This window comes from Pseudomonas tehranensis, assembly GCF_014268615.1.
Lineage (GTDB): Bacteria > Pseudomonadota > Gammaproteobacteria > Pseudomonadales > Pseudomonadaceae > Aquipseudomonas > Aquipseudomonas tehranensis.
Map to the genome: position 1 here is coordinate 1 of NZ_JABWQV010000083.1, position 19,420 is coordinate 19,420.

Annotated in this window: 18 protein-coding genes and 1 pseudogene; 15 read left to right on the top strand and 4 right to left on the bottom strand. The window is 58.6% G+C overall.

Annotated features, from left to right (window positions below):
* Nucleotides 1-47: 47 nt before the first annotated feature.
* Nucleotides 48-1,202 carry a patatin-like phospholipase family protein gene (locus tag HU811_RS14195; protein WP_092400252.1) on the bottom strand — a complete coding sequence of 385 codons (1,155 nt, stop codon included), beginning with the start codon at nt 1,200-1,202 and terminating at the stop codon, nt 48-50.
* Nucleotides 1,203-1,237: 35 nt separating this feature from the next.
* On the bottom strand, nt 1,238-2,170 hold the full coding sequence (locus HU811_RS14200; RefSeq protein ID WP_186656522.1) for a lipid A biosynthesis lauroyl acyltransferase: 933 nt from the start codon (nt 2,168-2,170) through the stop codon (nt 1,238-1,240).
* A gap of 118 nt (nt 2,171-2,288) precedes the next feature.
* Between HU811_RS14200 and minC the strand changes: the two genes are divergently transcribed.
* The 6 genes from minC to HU811_RS14230 all read left to right on the top strand — a co-directional run bounded on the left by minC (nt 2,289) and on the right by HU811_RS14230 (nt 7,092).
* Complete coding sequence (gene minC, locus HU811_RS14205; protein WP_092400256.1) at nt 2,289-3,026, top strand: septum site-determining protein MinC; 738 nt, start codon at nt 2,289-2,291, stop codon at nt 3,024-3,026.
* Nucleotides 3,027-3,225: 199 nt separating this feature from the next.
* Entirely contained in the window at nt 3,226-4,038 is an 813-nt protein-coding gene (gene minD / locus HU811_RS14210) for a septum site-determining protein MinD (protein WP_042728954.1), read from the top strand.
* Nucleotides 4,038-4,292, top strand: coding sequence for a cell division topological specificity factor MinE (minE, locus tag HU811_RS14215; RefSeq protein ID WP_003179111.1), 255 nt, complete (start codon nt 4,038-4,040; stop codon nt 4,290-4,292). Before minD ends, minE begins: the two co-directional genes overlap by 1 nt.
* A gap of 190 nt (nt 4,293-4,482) precedes the next feature.
* On the top strand, nt 4,483-5,118 hold the full coding sequence (locus HU811_RS14220; protein ID WP_003204542.1) for an RluA family pseudouridine synthase: 636 nt from the start codon (nt 4,483-4,485) through the stop codon (nt 5,116-5,118).
* A 235-nt stretch (nt 5,119-5,353) separates the two neighbouring features.
* Nucleotides 5,354-6,643 carry a M18 family aminopeptidase gene (locus tag HU811_RS14225; protein WP_186656523.1) on the top strand — a complete coding sequence of 430 codons (1,290 nt, stop codon included), beginning with the start codon at nt 5,354-5,356 and terminating at the stop codon, nt 6,641-6,643.
* Nucleotides 6,644-6,909: 266 nt separating this feature from the next.
* Nucleotides 6,910-7,092 carry a hypothetical protein gene (locus HU811_RS14230; protein WP_047229644.1) on the top strand — a complete coding sequence of 61 codons (183 nt, stop codon included), beginning with the start codon at nt 6,910-6,912 and terminating at the stop codon, nt 7,090-7,092.
* Nucleotides 7,093-7,099: 7 nt separating this feature from the next.
* Here HU811_RS14230 and HU811_RS14235 read toward each other — a convergent pair whose 3' ends face one another.
* On the bottom strand, nt 7,100-7,831 hold the full coding sequence (locus HU811_RS14235) for a UTRA domain-containing protein (protein ID WP_092400262.1): 732 nt from the start codon (nt 7,829-7,831) through the stop codon (nt 7,100-7,102).
* A gap of 349 nt (nt 7,832-8,180) precedes the next feature.
* Between HU811_RS14235 and HU811_RS14240 the strand changes: the two genes are divergently transcribed.
* From HU811_RS14240 to HU811_RS14280, 9 genes are all read left to right on the top strand, one after another.
* On the top strand, nt 8,181-9,248 hold the full coding sequence (locus tag HU811_RS14240; protein ID WP_047229646.1) for an ABC transporter substrate-binding protein: 1,068 nt from the start codon (nt 8,181-8,183) through the stop codon (nt 9,246-9,248).
* Between the two features lie 214 nt (nt 9,249-9,462).
* Nucleotides 9,463-10,269, top strand: a complete 807-nt coding sequence (locus HU811_RS14245; RefSeq protein ID WP_186656524.1) for an alkaline phosphatase family protein — start codon at nt 9,463-9,465, stop codon at nt 10,267-10,269.
* A gap of 5 nt (nt 10,270-10,274) precedes the next feature.
* Nucleotides 10,275-11,111, top strand: coding sequence for an ABC transporter permease (locus HU811_RS14250; RefSeq protein WP_186656532.1), 837 nt, complete (start codon nt 10,275-10,277; stop codon nt 11,109-11,111).
* Nucleotides 11,098-11,898: an ABC transporter permease gene (locus HU811_RS14255; protein WP_186656525.1), complete on the top strand. Its 801-nt coding sequence runs from the start codon at nt 11,098-11,100 to the stop codon at nt 11,896-11,898. The genes HU811_RS14250 and HU811_RS14255 overlap by 14 nt, the downstream gene beginning before the upstream one ends.
* The gene (locus HU811_RS14260) at nt 11,895-12,884 is read left to right on the top strand and encodes an ABC transporter ATP-binding protein (protein WP_092400274.1); all 990 of its coding nucleotides are present in this window, start codon (nt 11,895-11,897) and stop codon (nt 12,882-12,884) included. The genes HU811_RS14255 and HU811_RS14260 overlap by 4 nt, the downstream gene beginning before the upstream one ends.
* A 46-nt stretch (nt 12,885-12,930) precedes the next feature.
* Complete coding sequence (locus HU811_RS14265; RefSeq protein ID WP_092400276.1) at nt 12,931-13,584, top strand: HAD family hydrolase; 654 nt, start codon at nt 12,931-12,933, stop codon at nt 13,582-13,584.
* Nucleotides 13,585-14,305: 721 nt separating this feature from the next.
* Nucleotides 14,306-14,608: a hypothetical protein gene (locus HU811_RS14270; protein WP_186656526.1), complete on the top strand. Its 303-nt coding sequence runs from the start codon at nt 14,306-14,308 to the stop codon at nt 14,606-14,608.
* Nucleotides 14,609-14,647: 39 nt separating this feature from the next.
* Entirely contained in the window at nt 14,648-16,204 is a 1,557-nt protein-coding gene (locus HU811_RS14275; protein WP_186656527.1) for a hypothetical protein, read from the top strand.
* A 38-nt stretch (nt 16,205-16,242) separates the two neighbouring features.
* Entirely contained in the window at nt 16,243-17,130 is an 888-nt protein-coding gene (locus tag HU811_RS14280) for an N-acyl homoserine lactonase (protein ID WP_186656529.1), read from the top strand.
* A 108-nt stretch (nt 17,131-17,238) separates the two neighbouring features.
* On the opposite strand, the pseudogene HU811_RS14285 reads toward HU811_RS14280, so the two are convergent.
* Nucleotides 17,239-19,420: pseudogene (locus HU811_RS14285) on the bottom strand (hypothetical protein); the annotation flags it as partial.

Here is a 19,420-nt window from a genome sequence, read left to right on the forward strand (position 1 = left end):
GGGAGCGAGCCTGCTCGCGATAGCGGTGGGACTGCTTGCATCAATCTTCAGGACAACCGCAAAAAACGGCTCAACGCCTCGCGCTGGGCCAACGCATCCTGGCGTCCCAGCTCGATCAGTTCACTGCAATAGCCCGCTTCGAACAGCAGATAACTCAGCACCCCGGCGCCGCTGGTCTTGGTTGCGCCCGGCCCGCGCAGGAACATGCGCAGCGCGCGGGGCAACTCCAGGCGATGGCGGGCGGCGATTTCGTCGATCGGCTGGCTCGGCGAAATCACTAACACCTCCACCGGCGCCGCGCCCAGCGCATGCGCCGGCACGTCATCGGGCAGCAGATGACTGAAGCCATTCAGACGCTCCAACAACTCGATATCGCTTTCCAGGCTGTCAATGAACGTGCTGTTGAGCATGTGGCCACCGATCTGCGCCAGCGTCGGTTGCTGGCCGGTGTAACTGCGCTGCAACGGCTCTGACGAACCAAGGCCACGCGGATTGCCGCTGACCCCGATGACCAGCACGCGATTGGCCCCCAAGTGCAGGGCCGGGCTGATGGGAGCCGATTGACGCACCGCGCCGTCGCCGAAATATTCCGGGCCGATCCTGACCGGCGCAAACAGCAGGGGGATCGCTGAACTGGCGAGCAGGTGCTCCACCGACAACAGGGCCGGTACGCCGATTCGCCGATGCCGCAACCAGGCGCCGATGGTGCCGCGGCCCTGGTAGAAGGTCACAGCCTGGCCGGACTCATAACCGAACGCAGTCACCGCCACGGCCCGCAGTTGCTGCTGCGCGATCGCCTGTTCGATACCCGAGGCGTGGAATTGAGACTGGAGCAGTTCGCGCAACGGCGAACTGTCGATCAGCGCCACCGGTAACCGGGCGCCCAGGCCCAGCAAGCTGTGGCTGATGAAACGGGTTGCCTGGGCAATCACGCCCCACCAGTCGCTGCGCATCACCTGATGGCTGCGCACGGCTTGCCAGAAGGCAGTCAGGCGCTCGATGGCCGTTTTGAAGTCCATCGCCCCGCTGGCCAGGCTGACCGCGTTGATTGCCCCGGCGGAGGTACCGACAATCACCGGAAACGGGTTATCCGCCCCGTCCGGCAACAGTTCGGCAATCGCTGCCAATACCCCCACTTGATACGCTGCCCGCGCCCCGCCGCCGGAAAGAATCAAACCTGTCACCGGTTCAAGTGGGGTCATCGCAACGCTCCGTGTTCAATAAGTGGACGACAGGCCTAACCGCGCTTGTCATACAGTTTGGGCTCGCCCGGCGGACGACTCTTGAAGCGCCGGTGAGCCCAGAGGTATTGCTGAGGGCATTGGCTGACCGACTGCTCCACCCACCGATTGATACGGATGCAATCGGCCTCTTCGCTCTCCCCTGGAAAATCTTCCAGCGGCGCCTGGATCACCAGACGGTAACCACTGCCATCAGCCAGGCGTTCCTGGATGAATGGCACCACCCGTGCCTTGCCCAGGCGAGCGAACTTGCTGGTGGCCGTGACCGTCGCGGCCTGGATTCCGAACAGCGGCACGAAGACGCTTTGCTTGGCGCCGTAGTCCTGGTCCGGCGCATACCAGATCGCCCGACCGGCCCGCAGCAGCTTGAGCATGCCACGCACGTCGTCACGTTCCACCGCCAGGGAATCAAGATTGTGCCGCTCGCGCCCACGCCGCTGGATGTAGTCAAACAGCGGATTCTTGTGCTCGCGGTACATGCCGTCGATGGTGTGCTGCTGGCCGAGCAAGGCCGCGCCGATTTCCAGCGTGGTGAAGTGCAGCGCCATCAGGATCACGCCTTTGCCCTCGCGCTGAGCCTCTTTGAGATGCTCCAGACCTTCGACATGGGCCAGCTTCGCCAGACGCGAGCGCGACCACCACCAACTCATGGCCATTTCGAAGAAGGCGATACCGGTGGAGGCAAAATTTTCCTTGAGCAGGCGCTTACGCTCGGCAGCGGACTTTTCAGGAAAACACAGTTCCAGATTGCGCTGGGCGATGCGCCGTCTGTCGCCGGCCACACGATACATCAGCGCACCCAATACACGACCGGCGCGCAGCAGCAGCGGATAGGGTAACTGAACGATCAGCCACAACAGCCCCAGACCGCACCACAGCAGCCAGAAACGCGGATGAAAAAATGCAGCTCGAAAACGCGGGCGATCCATTACAGCTTCCATAAAGACATGGGCCGCGCATTCTACATCGTTCGACCCGGCTTGCGGCCCGGGGACGATCTCGTTATAAGTCTCGGCACTTTTAGTGACAAGCCGTTGTACGCCGACCATGAGCCAAACCGAACCGCTAGACCAAGATCCCGTGTTCCAGCTGAAGGGCAGCATGCTCGCCATTACGGTGCTGGAGCTGGCCCGCAACGACCTGGAGAGCCTTGACCGGCAGTTGGCGGCCAAAGTCGCCCAGGCCCCGAATTTCTTCAGCAATGCGCCGTTGGTGCTGGCCCTGGACAAACTCCCGGCTGGCGAAGGTGCCGTGGATCTGCCGGGCCTGATGCGGGTTTGCCGCCAGCACGGCCTGCGCACCCTGGCGATCCGAGCCAGCCGTATCGAAGACATCGCCGCCGCCATCGCCGTGGACATTCCGGTGCTGCCGCCTTCCGGCGCCCGGGAACGGGTGCTGGAGCTGAGTCCGGCCGAGGCCAGGAAAAAGCCGGAAAAACCGCCAGAACCGACCATCAAGCCGACCCGGGTCATCACCTCTCCGGTACGTGGCGGGCAGCAGATCTATGCCCAGGGTGGCGATTTGGTCGTGGTGTCCTCGGTCAGCCCGGGCGCGGAACTTCTGGCCGATGGCAACATCCATGTATACGGCCCGATGCGTGGCCGTGCCCTGGCCGGTGTCAAGGGCGATACGAAAGCCAGGATTTTCTGTCAGCAGTTGAGCGCTGAACTGGTCTCTATCGCCGGGCAGTACAAGGTTTCCGAGGATCTGCGTCGCGACCCGCTGTGGGGGGCCGGTGTCCAGGTCAGCCTGTCGGGCGACGTGTTGAACATCATTCGGCTTTAACGGATACTGCCGCATTTTCCAAGCATCTCTAAAACGTAGCGAAAACGGCTTAAACGACGTAGGAAAAAGGATAAGGCAGTGTTTACCGGAGGTAGACCCGTCCAGCATCCGATTCCAGCCAAGCCTGTCCAATTGCAGCAGTTTCAAGAGATGTTTTTCAGGGGCTGAAAAAGTCCTTTTTCCTTAGGGGTGAAACACCTTGGCCAAGATTCTCGTGGTTACATCCGGCAAGGGTGGTGTGGGTAAGACCACCACCAGCGCCGCTATCGGTACCGGCCTCGCTCTGCGCGGCCATAAAACAGTCATCGTCGATTTCGACGTCGGCCTGCGTAACCTCGACCTGATCATGGGTTGCGAGCGTCGCGTGGTCTATGACTTCGTCAACGTGGTCAACGGTGAAGCGAACCTGCAACAAGCCCTGATCAAGGACAAGCGCCTTGAGAATCTGTACGTGCTGGCCGCCAGCCAGACCCGCGACAAAGACGCGCTGACCCAGGAAGGCGTGGAAAAAGTGCTGATGCAGCTCAAGGAAGACTTTGAGTTCGTGGTGTGCGACTCCCCGGCCGGTATCGAGAAAGGTGCCCACCTGGCCATGTACTTCGCTGACGAAGCGATCGTCGTGACCAACCCGGAAGTCTCGTCGGTACGCGACTCCGATCGCATGCTGGGCCTGCTGGCGAGCAAATCCCGTCGCGCCGAGAACGGCGAAGAGCCGATCAAGGAGCACCTGCTGCTGACCCGCTACAACCCGCAACGCGTCAGCGATGGCGAAATGCTGGGCGTCGAAGACGTCAAGGAAATCCTCGCTGTTACCCTGCTGGGTGTGATTCCTGAATCCCAAGCGGTACTCAAGGCCTCCAACTCGGGTGTGCCGGTGATTCTCGACGACCAGAGCGACGCCGGTCAGGCGTACAGCGACGCGGTCGATCGCCTGCTGGGCAAAACCGTAGAGCATCGATTCCTCGATGTAACGAAGAAAGGTTTCTTCGAGCGCCTGTTTGGAGGTAGGTAATGAATCTTTTTGACTTCTTTCGTGCCAACAAAAAGCCAAGTACCGCCTCGGTCGCGAAAGAGCGTCTACAGATCATCGTGGCGCACGAGCGCGGCCAGCGCAGTACCCCTGATTATCTGCCAGCCTTGCAGAAAGAACTGGTGGAAGTGATCCGCAAGTACGTCAACATCGGGTCTGATGATGTGCATGTGGCGCTGGAAAGCCAGGGCAGTTGCTCGATTCTGGAACTCAATATCACCCTGCCGGATCGCTGATAGATCCTGCGGGAGCCACGGCGGCTCGGGTCCCAAAGTACTCCCCCCTGTGGGAGCAAAGCTTGCTCGCGATAGCCTCAACCGGATCTAACAGACAGACCGTGTTGTTTAATCGCGAGCAAGCTTTGCTCCCACAGGGTTAGGAAAAAGGGCCCGAGCCGCCGTTGGCGTTTGTTACGAGACTGTTTGAATGCCCCTGTCCAACATCCGCATCATCCATCAGGACGCCGCCGTCCTGGTGGTCGACAAGCCGACCCTGCTGCTGTCCGTGCCCGGCCGGGCCGACGATAACAAAGACTGCCTGATCACCCGCCTGCAGGAAAACGGCTACCCGGAAGCGCGAATCGTGCACCGGCTGGACTGGGAAACCTCTGGCATCATCCTGCTGGCCCGAGACCCGGACACCCATCGCGAACTGTCTCGGCAGTTTCATGACCGGGAAACCGAAAAGGCCTACACAGCATTGTGCTGGGGCCAACCGGAGCTGGACAGCGGCAGCATCGACCTGCCCCTGCGCTACGACCCTCCGACCAAACCGCGCCACGTGGTGGATCATGAGCACGGCAAGCACGCCCTGACCTTCTGGCGCGTGCTGGAGCGTTGCGGCGACTGGTGCCGGGTCGAACTGACGCCGATTACCGGACGCTCGCACCAGTTGCGCGTGCACATGCTGTCCATCGGTCATCCGCTGCTGGGCGACGGCCTCTACGCCCATCCCCAGGCCCTCGCTGCGTGGCCCCGGCTGTGCCTGCACGCCAGCATGCTCAGTTTCACCCACCCGCAAAGCGGCGAACGCCTGCGCTTCGAGTGCCCGGCGCCGTTCTGAAACACCTGTGGCGAGGGAGCTTGCTCCCGCTGGGTCGCGAAGCGGCCCTAAAGGCTGACACCCTGGTATGCCTGCTTGCTTGGGTTACCGCTGTTGGGGCTGCTGCGCAGCCCAGCGGGAGCAAGCTCCCTCGCCACGGGTTCAACACCCCAAGTTCCCCATATACATACCCCTCTCCCCTCCCCATCGCCCCCCAATACGGTAAACTCCCGCGCATTGCTGTCTGGAGTTATTTATGCGCGCAGAGTTGAACCAGGGCCTGATCGACTTTCTCAAGGCCTCTCCCACCCCGTTCCATGCCACCGCCAGCCTTGCCCAACGCCTGGAGGCGGAAGGTTATCAGCGTCTTGACGAACGCGAGACCTGGGCCACCGAGGCCAACGGCCGTTACTACGTCACGCGCAACGACTCTTCAATCATCGCCTTCAAGCTGGGTCGCAACTCGCCGCTGCACGACGGCATCCGCCTGGTCGGCGCCCACACCGACAGCCCCTGCCTGCGGGTCAAACCCCAGCCGGAACTGCAACGCCACGGGTTCTGGCAACTGGGCGTGGAAGTCTATGGCGGCGCTTTGCTGGCGCCGTGGTTCGACCGCGATTTGTCCCTGGCCGGGCGCGTGACCTTCCGCCGCGATGGCAAGGTCGAAAGCCAGTTGATCGATTTCAAGGCGCCGATCGCCACGATTCCGAACCTGGCCATCCACCTCAATCGCGAAGCCAACCAGGGCTGGGCGATCAATCCACAGAATGAGTTGCCACCGATCCTCGCCCAGTTCGCCGGTGACGAGCGCGTCGACTTCCGTGCCGTGCTCACCGATCAACTGGCCCGCGAACACGGCCTGAACGCCGACGTGGTGCTCGATTACGAGCTGAGTTTCTACGACACCCAAAGCGCCGCGCTCATCGGCCTGCATGGCGATTTCATTGCCGGCGCACGCCTGGACAACCTGCTGTCGTGCTACGCCGGCCTGCAAGCCTTGTTGAACGCAGACACCGAAGAGACCTGCGTGCTGGTGTGCAACGACCACGAGGAAGTCGGTTCTTGCTCGGCCTGTGGCGCCGACGGTCCGATGCTGGAACAAACCCTGCGTCGTTTGCTGCCTGAAGGTGAAGAGTTCGTACGGACCATTCAGAAATCCCTGCTGGTTTCCGCGGACAACGCTCACGGCGTGCACCCCAACTACGCCGACAAACACGACGCCAACCACGGTCCGAAACTCAACGCCGGGCCGGTGATCAAGGTCAACACCAACCAGCGCTACGCCACCAACAGCGAAACCGCCGGGTTCTTCCGTCACCTGTGCATGGCCGAGGAAGTACCGGTGCAGAGCTTCGTGGTGCGCAGCGACATGGGCTGCGGCTCGACCATCGGCCCGATCACCGCCAGTCAGTTGGGTGTACGCACAGTGGACATCGGCTTGCCGACGTTCGCCATGCACTCGATCCGCGAACTGTGCGGCAGTCACGACCTGGCGCATTTGGTGAAGGTGTTGAGCGCGTTTTATGCCTGTCGTGAGTTGCCTTGAGCCTTTGTGGCGAGGGCGCTTCCTCCCGCTAGACCTGTAGGAGCTGTCGAGTGCAACGAGGCTGCGATCTCTCCCCAACCACTTGAACCTCAAGCGAAAGATCAAAAGATCGCAGCCTTCGGCAGCTCCTACAGGTCTAGCGGGAGCTTGCTCCCTCGCCACAATGATGTCCGCCTCAAGATTCTAGGTGGCCATGACCCACATCATCACACCCCGGCAAAACCCTAACTAAACTGACCTTATCGCCCCCCGACAAGGCCGTCGCCATGATCCCGATGTCTGCATTCAACGCCATGCTGGTGCCCATCATCGCCGGCATGATCCTGCTGGCCATCGGCTTTAACTTCCGAGACAAGAACGTCGGGGTGTTTGCCATGTGGATCGGCATGTTGCTGATCCTCGCCACGGTGGTGTTCAGGATCCTGGCCAAACTCAACGAGTCGATCTGACCTCACCTCAGGCAGCCGGGGGTTGTTCCGGCACGTCTACCCCAACGTGAATCGCATCGTGACGCCAGAACTCCAGGTCACAATCGATCAGCCGCTGATGCTGGTCATAATTGACCCGGGCAATCCGCAAACCAGGGCTGCCAACCGAGACTTTCAACGCCGCCGCCGCTTCAGGCTGTAGCGAGGTCGGCACAATCTCGAACTTCACCCGACCGTAGTGCAAGTCGTAATGACGGGCGTACAACTCGGTGATGGACTGATTGAGGTCGAATTCGAGGATGTCCGGGAAGTACTGCGGGTTCAGGTAGTGCTCGACATACAGCACCAGCCGCTCATCGATACGCCGCACACGGCAGATCTGGATCACACTGGACAGCGCCGGTAATTGCAGCCAGGCACACACTGCCGCCGAAGCCGGCTGCAGGCGGGCCGAGATCACCTGAGTCGAAGGCACTCGCCCCTGGGCGGTCACCATGGCGTGGAAATGGCTGCGCTGCATCAGGTTATAGGCCAGGCGTGGCGGCGAGACAAACCAGCCACGGCGCTCCTCGCGATAGATCTGCCCCTGGGCTTCGAGCTGCAACAGCGCTTCGCGTACGGTGATGCGGGTAGTGCCGAACAATTCGCTGAGCTTGCGCTCGGCCGGCAACTTGCTGCCGGGCGCCAGCAAACCGTGGTCGAGCTGCTCCTGCAGGACTTGCCCGATGGTTGTCACCGCTTTGGTTGTCTCGATGCGCATCAACGTTACCTATCTGGACTAGACCAGCACTCTTTCGGGGCGAAATCGATGGAGCATCGATCCGTTTCTCATGCTTGCAAGCCTAGGCACTGCACATGACTGGTAGATGACAGAACCGCCGAACGGTTCATTGGCCTACCTGCAAGTTAGCGGCCAAGTCCTTGCAGATCAGCCGGTTAACCATGGTCTACGCTTAGTTGGCAGCCACTTTGCCCCAGCCTGACACGGGCCAACCTTTCCTGCACCGACATCAAAATGTCACAGGGCTCGCCTACATTGGCTCAGGTATTGCTGACCTAGACCAACACAACCGCAATCGCAGCGTTGAAAACGCCCATAGGAGCTTCGGATGAAACAGTTTTTCCTGGCATCACTGTTAGGCTCGACCATTGCCATGTGCACTGTCGCCATGGCCGCTGACACCGATTTGAAAACACTGGAAGCCGCTGCGAAAGCGGAAGGCACCGTGAACAGCGTCGGCATGCCCGATGACTGGGCGAACTGGAAAGCCACCTGGGATGACCTGGCCAAAATCTATGGTTTGAAACACATCGACACCGACATGAGCTCGGCCCAGGAAATCGCCAAGTTCGCCGCCGAGAAAGACAACGCCAGCGCCGATATCGGTGACGTTGGCGCCGCTTTCGGCCCGATCGCGGTCAAGCAAGGCGTGGTTCAACCCTACAAGCCGAGCACCTGGGAACAGGTTCCGGACTGGGCCAAGGACAAGGACGGCAACTGGGCCCTGGCCTACACCGGCACCATTGCTTTCATCGTCAACAAGAAGCTGTTGCACGGCTCCGAAGTGCCGACCAAATGGGCCGACCTGAAAACCGGCAAATACAAGGTTTCCATTGGTGACGTGAGCACCGCCGCCCAAGCCGCCAACGGCGTGCTGGCAGCGGCCCTGGCCAATGGCGGCAACGAGAAAAACGTTCAGCCGGCGCTGCTGATGTTCGCCGAGATCGCCAAGCAAGGGCGCCTGTCCATGGCCAACCCTACCATCGCCACCATGGAAAAAGGTGAGGTCGAAGTCGGTGTGGTCTGGGACTTCAACGGCCTGAGCTACAAGGCCAAGATGGCCAATCCGGATGATTACGTCGTACTGATTCCGTCCGACGGCTCGGTCATCTCCGGCTACACCACCATCATCAACAAATACGCCAAGCACCCGAACGCCGCCAAACTGGCTCGCGAGTACATCTTCAGCGACGCCGGCCAGATCAACCTGGCCAAGGGCAACGCCCGTCCGATCCGCGCCGAGCACCTGACCTTGCCTGAAGAGGTCAAGGCCAAGTTGCTGCCCAACGAACAGTACAAAGGCGTGACCCCGATCAAGGATGCGGACGCGTGGGAAAAAACCTCCAAGACACTGCCGCAGAAGTGGCAGGAAGAAGTGATCATCAATATGGAGTGAGGCAATAGCTCCCGCTCGGAAATCCACTGGAGATCCAATTGTGGGAGCGAGCACTGTGGGAGCAAAGCTTGCTCGCGATGAACGATGAAACGGTCGTGCAGTTGAACCGTGTCGCCTTCATCGCGAGCAAGCTCGGCTCCCACAGAGGCTGGCTTTCACATCAGGTCCCTGGTGAATCCGAGTTTTCTGGTTTCCATCCGGAGTCCCGGTACCCATGAAGCACAACGTCATCCTGGTGGTGCTCGACGGCCTCAACTATGAGGTCGCCCGGCATGCCATGGGACATTTGCAGGCCTATGTCAGCGCAGGACGCGCGGCGCTCTACACACTGGAATGTGAACTGCCCGCCCTGTCCCGTCCGCTCTATGAATGCATTCTCACCGGCGTCGTGCCGCTGGACAGCGGGATCGTGCACAACAACGTCTCGCGCCTGTCGAACCAGCGCAGCATCTTCCACTACGCCACTGCAGGCGGCTTGAGCACGGCAGCCGCGGCCTATCACTGGGTCAGCGAGCTTTACAACGCTTCGCCGTTCGTGGCCGGTCGCGATCGTCATACCGACAACCCCGAACTGCCGATTCAACACGGCCATTTCTACTGGAACGACCACTACCCCGACTCTCATCTGTTTGCCGACGCCGAACACCTGCGTCAGCGCCACCTGCCGAATTTTTTGCTGGTGCATCCCATGAACATCGACGATGCCGGCCACAAGCACGGCCTCGACAGCCCGCAATACCGCAACAGCGCCCGCTCGGCCGACATCAACCTGGCGGTTTACCTGCAAGCCTGGCTCGACGCCGGTTATCAGGTGCTAGTGACATCCGACCACGGCATGAACAACGACCGCTCCCACAACGGCCTGCTGGCTGAAGAACGGCAAGTGCCACTGTTTGTGCTGGGCAGCGGCTTCAGCCTCAACCCCGATGCCGCACCCCGGCAGACCGAACTGTGCGGCAGCATTTGCCAGTTGCTCGGCGTTGCCCACGACAAACCCTATTGCCAGGAGTTGCTCAAGTGAATGCTATGACGCGCGGCAAATGGCTGGCAGCGTTGTGCCTGGTGCCCTTCGCGATTTTCTTCATCGTGTTCCAGATCGCGCCGCTGCTTTGGGTGCTGATCAACAGTCTGGAATCGGAAGAATTCGGTTGGGGCCTGGCCAATTTCAGCAAGATTTTCAGTTCGAAGTTCTACCGCCAAGCGATCCAGCACAGCCTGGAAATCAGCTTCTGGTCCAGCGTGTTCGGCATCATCATCGCCGTGCTCGGCAGCTATTCCCTGCGTCGGGTCGATTCGCGCCTGCGCAACTTCGTCAACGCCTTCGCCAACATGACCAGCAACTTCGCCGGTGTGCCCCTGGCCTTCGCCTTCATCATTTTGCTGGGGTTCAACGGCAGCATCACCATCATGCTCAAGCAGGCGGGGATCATTGAAGATTTCAACCTGTACTCGAAAACCGGGCTGATCATCCTCTACACCTACTTCCAGATTCCCCTGGGCGTGCTGCTGCTCTATCCGGCGTTCGATGCGCTGCGCGAGGACTGGCGCGAGTCCGCCGCGCTGCTGGGCGCTAAAGGCTGGCAGTACTGGCGGCACATCGGCCTGCCGGTGCTGACCCCGGCGCTGCTGGGCACGTTCGTGATCCTGCTGGCCAATGCGCTCGGTGCCTACGCCACGGTGTACGCACTGACCACCGGTAACTTCAACGTCCTGCCGATTCGCATCGCCGCCATGGTCTCCGGAGACATCTCCCTGGACCCGAACATGGCCAGCGCCCTGGCCGTGGTGCTGGTGGCATTGATGACCCTGGTGACCGTCGTCCATCAGTTGCTGCTCAAGAGGAGCTACCATGTCTCGCGCTGAATCGAGCTCTGCCGTGCTCTATCATCGGGTGGTGGTGTACCTGCTGTTCGCCATCCTGCTGCTGCCCCTGGCCGGCACGCTGATCTACTCCATCGCCAGCAGTTGGTCGGCCACCGTGCTGCCCAGCGGTTTCACCTTCAAATGGTACGTGCAGCTGTGGAGCGATCCGCGCTTTCTCAACGCCTTCGGCCAATCGCTGATCGTCTGCGTCGGCGCGCTGGTACTCTCGGTGGTGTTGATCCTGCCGCTGCTGTTCGTGGTGCACTACCACTTCCCGAAACTCGACGCGCTGATGAATATCCTCATCCTGCTGCCCTTCGCGGTGCCGCCGGTGGTGTCTTCAGTGGGGCTGTTGCAACTCTACGGTTCCGGGCCGCTGGCGATGGTGGGCACGCCGTGGATCCTGATCGGCTGTTACTTCACCGTCGCCCTGCCGTTCATGTACCGGGCGATCACCAACAACCTGCAAGCGATCAACCTGCGCGACCTGATGGACGCCGCCCAACTGCTCGGTGCCAGCACCTTCCAGGCGGCTTTGCTGGTGGTACTGCCGAACCTGCGCAAGGGCTTGATGGTGGCGTTGCTGCTGTCCTTCTCGTTCCTGTTCGGTGAGTTCGTGTTTGCCAACATCCTCGTCGGCACCCGTTATGAAACCCTGCAGGTGTATCTGAACAACATGCGCAACAGCAGCGGTCACTTCACCAGTGCGCTGGTGATTTCCTACTTCTTCTTCGTACTGGTCCTGACCTGGGCGGCCAACATCTTGAACAAGGACAAAAGCCAATGAGCTACGTCAGCGTCCAACACCTGCAAAAAAGCTATGCCGGCACACCGGTGTTCAGCGACATCAATTGCGAAATCCACAAGGGCGAGTTCGTCACCCTCCTCGGCCCTTCCGGCTGCGGCAAGTCCACACTGCTACGCTGCATCGCCGGCCTGACCACAGTGGATGCCGGTCAGATCCTGCTGGACGGTCAGGACATCGTCCCGCTGAGCCCGCAAAAACGCGGGATCGGCATGGTGTTCCAAAGCTACGCCTTGTTTCCCAACATGACCGTGGAACAGAACGTCGCCTTCGGCCTGCGCATGCAAAAGGTTGCGACCGAGGACAGCCGTCAGCGGGTACTGGAGATTTTGCGGCTGGTGGAGCTGCACGACTTCGCCGCTCGCTACCCCCATCAACTTTCCGGCGGTCAATGCCAGCGTGTGGCCCTGGCCCGCTCCCTGGTGACCCGCCCGCGCCTGTTGCTGCTGGACGAACCGCTGTCGGCCCTGGATGCGCGGATTCGCAAACATTTGCGCGAACAGATCCGACAGATACAACGCGAACTTGGCCTGACCACAATCTTCGTCACACACGATCAGGAAGAAGCGCTGACCATGTCCGACCGGATTTTCCTGATGAACCAGGGAAAGATCGTACAAAGCGGCGATGCCGAAACCCTTTACACTGCGCCCGTCGATGTCTTTGCCGCCGGCTTCATCGGCAACTACAACCTGCTGGACGCCGACAGCGCCAGCAAACTGCTGCAACGGCCAGTGACCGGTCGCATCGCCATTCGTCCGGAAGCCATCGAACTGAGCCGCAGCGGCGAGCCCGATGCACTGATCCGCAGCCACAGCCTGCTGGGCAACGTGATCCGCTACCGGGTCGAGGCCCGCGGCGTAGAGCTGGTGGTCGACGTACTCAATCGTTCCGCCGCCGATTTGCACCCAGATGGCACACGACTGTCACTTTCCATCGATTCGACGGCGCTGTGTGAGGTAGCCTGATGGCTTTATTGATTTTGAAGTTGATTTTGAAAAGGGAAACGCGCTGATGGCCCTGGCAATTTTTGATCTGGACGAAACCCTGATCCACGGCGATTGCGCCACCCTCTGGAGCGAGCAGATGGGGCGCCTGGGCTGGGTCGATCCAGAGTCGTTCATGCGTCGCAACAACGAGCTGATGGACGCCTACAGCCACGGCAAGCTGCGCATGGAAGAGTACATGGACTTCAGCCTGGAACCGATGATCGGCCGCACCCCGGAAGAAATCGAACACCTGGTGGCGCCATGGGTGGAAGACTTCATCGAACCGATCATCTTCAGCGACGCCACCAAGACCATCGCAGAACACCGCAAGGCCGGTGACCGGATCCTGGTGATCTCCGCCTCCGGCACGCACCTGGTCAAGCCGATTGCCGAACGCCTGGGCATTGATGAAATCCTGGCGATTGAACTGGAAGTGACCCATGGGGTGTACAGCGGCAAGACCGTCGGCACCCTGACCTATCGCGAAGGCAAGATCGCACGACTGCTGGATTGGCTGGATGCCGAGGAAGAAAACCTTGAGGGTGCGAGTTTCTATTCCGACTCGCGCAACGACCTGCCGCTGCTACAGCGGGTAGAGTACCCCCATGTGGTGAACCCGGATCCGGTGTTGAAGGCCCATGCCGAATCGGCCGGGTGGCCGATTCATACCTGGAAGTGAACAGGGATTCATTCTCGAAACAACACTCAGGCTCGGTTTGGACCGGGAACAGGGTGGTTTCTGTGGCGAGGGAGTTTGCTTGCGCTGGGTGGCGCAGCCGCCCCAAAGGGTCTTACTGGCGAACCGTATCGGCCGGATTTACGACTGCTGCGCAGCCGAGCGGGAGCAAGCTCCCTCTCCACAGGGGAAAGTGGTGTATCGGGCAATGCGGACCGGCCGGCTGGCGGGGCGCCTGCAAGGATTTCCAAGCCATAATTCATCTTGATATTGCCGGCGGCAGTATCGTCCTTCGAGCCCTTTTCCTTGTTCCGTCCCTGAGACCGCTCCACTTGAATGGCAGTAGGGGCCGTTCTTTTTCGACGCAGAGACAAAGGTCGCAAACTGCAGTTGTTTGCCCTTATAGATTTCCAAGACAACTTCAGGCGACCTATCGCCGTCGATATATTTTGGGGTCATGCGGAGTTCTTTCGTAGCCATCACACTACCTCCTCTGTTAGTGCGTACTCATCAGAGAAACATCCATGACTCTCTTAACTCACTCCAGGGTGGCTTTTTGTGCGGTGTCTACTGTCAGACCTGACAGATCGCACAGGCTAACCGACAGATGGTGCATTTTCTTGCGTTGACCTGTTATTTCTAACAGTAGACGCACGCTTGTATCCGCTGGTTAATAACTCCACGTCCTGCTTGACTCGCCAGTCCCTCCACGACGGGAGCCCTCATGAACAAGCATCTTGAACAGTGGACTTTTACCAACGCCAGTACAAAGGCACTGACGGCCCTCGCGCTCACTGTAGTATTTGGTTGCGCAACTCAACCACAGGCGCCACCACCCGACATTCAAACATCCAGTACTGATGAGCGTTCTGGTGAGGAAACAGCCAGAAATCTGAGCACGGACTATCACAATACTACCGCCAACTGCGGAACGCCTACCACACCAGCCTTTCTCTGCTCAGGGGTAACGCTACGCACCACTAAAACCAATGATAATTACGTTCGTTGGGATCATAGCGACTTATAAATAAATCCATTAATCGGCCACCCCCGTGAGGGCGGAAAAATGAACAAACTACTCATTTCGCTCGCGTGTGCTTTTTTATTACAAGGCTGTACAGCATTTCTCCCACATGAGCCAGATAGTGATGCTATTAGTTCGCAAGCGGACACCGCTACGGCTGCCCCCGTTCAATCTCTTCAAGGCCCGGCGATGGCGGATGAACTGCGCCGACGCTACCAGGACACCCGAACCGACTGCGGTTCGGCCAATAGACCGGCCTTTTTGTGTTCGGGGATTGTATTGCGTGGCACGAGCCATTCAGAAAACAAGCCCTATGATGCCTGGGACCCCAGCGACACAGCGATACGTGTAGGGGGCACTTCATTTTCTTACATACGCTCGGACTTCAACATGAAGCGTTTGGCGTTCGCTTATGACAAGGGGTACATATTTTTCCCTTACATGGACACACCCGCCAATAAATTAAAGATCGAAATTCTGTGCTTTTTCCCACTTGACGGACAATCGGACTACCGCTCCAATAAAGGTTGTGGTGCACATAAGGACGAGCCTAAAGTCAGTGAGCCATGCGGCTTGCAAAACATCAATACCGCCGAGCAGTGGCGTGAACATTACGTAAAATACCCCCAATCCATAAAGCGCTGCGGCTTCGACGTCAGTAAAACGTCCAGTGTTCCCACAGCCGCTGTCTTCCGCCAAGCCTTATTGACAGCGCCGTTGGTCTTCCCTCTGACTTTCGACAAGCCCAACGATATTAAATTAACGACGTGGCCCACCGGCGTTCCTGACCAGTTACCCATTGAGGCTTTCATATACACCCTTAATACGGGCATCAGCTCGGTGCAACATGACCAGAGACGCTTCCATGATCTGACAGGTATTGTTTTACCCATCATCAAAATTACTTTACCCAGCACTTTTCAGGGACAAGCCACATTCGAATATCGAGACGCCGATCAAGCCGTTCTTCCAGAGACACCGGAAAAACTCAAACCCAAAGTACCGAAAGCCTATAACGCGGCGGGCGACCATCTGAAAATGAGCGATATCTATACCGATGCTCATGTGGATGTTGAAGTACCGCATTACACCGGCATGCATGCCACCGACACCATCAGGGTGCGCTGGCAGGGTCGGGTCAACTACAACAGTCCCATTATCGAAGTTGGCGATCCCCCCGGAAAAAGACTGATCCCTATACCTCGACTGGAAGTCATCGATAATATCGGTCGCTCTGTCGAAGTCGGCTATTCAGTCAAGGAAAAAGGGATGGGTGAAACGATCGAGTCAGAGAGGCTGACATTGCATATCGATCCGCAAACGGTCCACCCCTTACCGGCGCCCAGTTACTCGGCCTCCAAAGTGACCGTGGACTATGGCGGTCAAACTGGCTATACCGTCAGGGCCCGTTGGGTCGGTGTAACAACGCGCGACACTGAAACACAGGATGTGACCACCGGCCAGGCCAATGTATTTAATATCCCCAGTGCCTGGATAAGCGAAAACGCCGGAAAAACGGTGTTGATCAATTACTCGATTGTTCGCAAGAACAGCACGCAGCAGCGAATGTTCTCCCACATACTAAGAGTCAACTTATAAACCAAACATAAATTTTATCTGGCAAAGAGAATAAGAAGATGAACAAGGTACTTGTGACCCTTGCATGTATTTTTTTGTTCCAAGGCTGTACAGCATTTCGAGTTCACGAGCCAGATGCTTCCGGTATTAACGGGCCCTCGGACACCGCTACAACTGCCTCTGTTGAACCGCTCCAGGGCCTGGCAATGGCAGATGAACTTCGCCGACGCTATCAGGACACCAGTGCAGACTGTGGTTCGGTCGACAAGCCTGCTTTTTTATGCTCGGGAATAATACTGCGGGGCACGAGCCATTCAGAAAACAAGCCTTACGATGCCTGGGACCCCAGTGACACAGCGATACGGGTAGGCGGGACTTCGTTTTCTTACTTACGCTCGGACTTCAACATGAAACGTCTGGCATACACGTATGACAAGGGCTACATTTTCCTCCCCCCTTTAAACATACCAAACGATAAGTTAAGGATAGAAATTCTGTGTTTTTTCCCCATTGACGGTGAGTCGGACGCTCGCTCCAATAAGGGTTGTGGCGCGCATCGAAATACCCCTTTCATCAGTGAAGCTTGCGGCTTACAAGGCATTCATCTAGCCGGACAGTGGTATGTCCATTTCGTCATGTACCCCAGAGCGGACCAACGTTGCGGCTTTGACGTCAGTCCATCTTCTGCGGCCCCGACAGCCCCAACCTTTTATCAGGCACTATTGACCGGTCCGTTAGTATTTCCTGGCGCCTACGAAAAGCCAAGTGACATGAAGCTGGAAACCTGGCGTGCGGGTATTCCCGGCCAGTTACCCATTGAAGCATTCTTTTATACTCTGGAGACGGGTATTCAATCCGTTCAGCACGATCAGAGACGCTTTCATGAGCTGACAGGAATCGTGTTACCCATTATTCGAATCACCTTACCCGGTACTTTTCAGGGGTAAGCAACATTCGAGTACCGAGAGGCTGATCAGGCCGTCTTCTGATTCACGGGTAGCGTTGAGCCGGATTCCGGCCCAACGTTACACCTGCACCGCTCTGCTAGCCGCTCATCAAAAAGTCAATCTCAACACCCGCGAAAACATCGTGAGGCCAGTAGTGCCCGTTCGCCAGACTGAATAGTTCACCAATACGGTCTTGCCCTGACTCTGCGTGATCCATGCGGCGGGGACGTTGTAATGATAAGCCTGCCCGGTAGACAGGTTCTCTTCTGGTCCCTCAAGCGCCGTCCCGTCAATCGTCCATCTCACTCTGATTTTGTAGCCGGTCTTGATGTCGGCGTGATCCACCGTGATTCTTTTCGCGGCACTGGAATATGTCGGGGTATGCAAGTTCAATTCTTGAGGATCAATGTGCAAGGTCAGGCGCTGGGACTCCAGCGTCTCGCTGCTGGCGTTTTCCTTGACGCTATAACCCACCGTCACGGAAGCACCGATGTTATCGATCACTTCCAGCCTGGGAACCCGCAATCGCCGCGGGCCGGGGTTGGCCCCTACCGGGACCACCGGGCCATCGTGATAGCCGACCCGGCCTTCCCAACGCACCTTGAGTGAGTGGATCGAATCCATGCCTTTGTAATGCGGGACTTCAACCTCCAGGTACTGGTCATAGTAGATATCACTCATGCGCAGGCGATCCCTTGCTGGCGGGTTATAGGCCTTGGGCACCGACGGTTTGAGCAGATCGAGTTTTACCGTGAAACTGCGGGTGGCTGAAGCCGGCAATCCGCTGCCATAAAGTGCCTCGACACGCAGACGATGGAGGCCGGACAACAATCTGTTCACCGGATATTCCCAATTGCCACTGCTCGGCACATCGACAGTCCCCAGCACCGTCGTTGCGTCGAACACTCTGATTCGTTCGTTAGCCTGCGCCTTGCCGAACAAAGTCACATTTGGCCATGGCGTCGTCGTGTTATTCGCAATCTCCTGCCCGTCCCCTCCCTTAACGTTCTCCAGCGTCGGGGCGACAATTGCCCTGACGGTAAACCGTCGCTCAGAAGACTCCAGGCCGCTGCCATAAAGCGCCTTGGCCTTGAGGACATAAAGCTTGTCGGCCAGGCCGTCGAGCGTGACACTCCAGATGCCGGTAGTGGCATCCGCCAGGGCCGGCGCGCTGATGGGTACGGGGTTACCCACATCGAAGAGTTGCACCCGCTCGCGCTTGCTCGCCGTACCGGTGACCGTGACACTTGTCTCTGCGGTATTGCCCCCCGGCGCAATGCTGCCCCTGGAGTCACGGATATCGCTGATGGCCGGTTCATTGAAGGTCAGTCTCAATACCTGCGAGAACATCGAGAGTTCGCTACTGCCCGTTCGCCTGACCGAGTAATTCACCAAGGTCGTCTTGTCCTGGCTCTGCCCGATCCACTCGGCGGGAACGTCGTAGTGATAGGGTTGCCCGGTGTACACATCCTCTTCCGGGCCCTCAAGCGCCACACCGTCGATCGTCCATCTCACCCTGATTTTGTAGCCGGTTCGGATATCGGCGTGATCCACGGTGATTCTTCTCGCGCTACGCGAATATGTAGGGGCCGGCAGATCCAGGGCTTGCGGGTCAATGTGCAAGGTCAGGCGTTGCGACTCAAGCGTCTGGGCATCGTCGTTTTCCTTGACGCTATAACCCACCGTCACAGAGCCGCCAATATTGTCGATCACTTCCAGCCGGGGAATCCGCAGCCGTCTGGGTCCCGGATTGGGACCTACTACGACAATATCGCCGTCGTGATAGCCCACCCGACCTTCCCAACGGACCTTGAGCGAATGAATGGAGTCCATGCCCTTGTAGTGCGGGACTTCAACGTCCAGATACTGGTCGGCGTAGATGTCACTCATCCGGATCCGATCGTTGGCCGGCGGGTTATAGGCTTTGGGGATCAAGGGTTCGATCAGGTTGAGCCGTACCGTGAAACGACGGGTGACGGACGGTGGAAGCCCACTGCCATAAAGCGCTTCGACATACAGACTATGAGGTCCTGACAACAATCTATTCACCGGATATTGCCAATGACCACTCTCCGGCACATCGACGGTACCCAATGACGTGCCGTCATCGAATATTTCGACTTGCTCGTTGCCCTGAGCCCGGCCGGACAGGATCACGTTGGGCCATTGCGTTATCGTGTTGTCCTCGATTTCCTCCCTGTCTCCATCCTTCACGCTCTCCAGAGTCGGTGCGGTAATCGCGCCGATGGTCAATGGCCGCACCCGGGAATAACGCAGCGGCTCCGAGCCG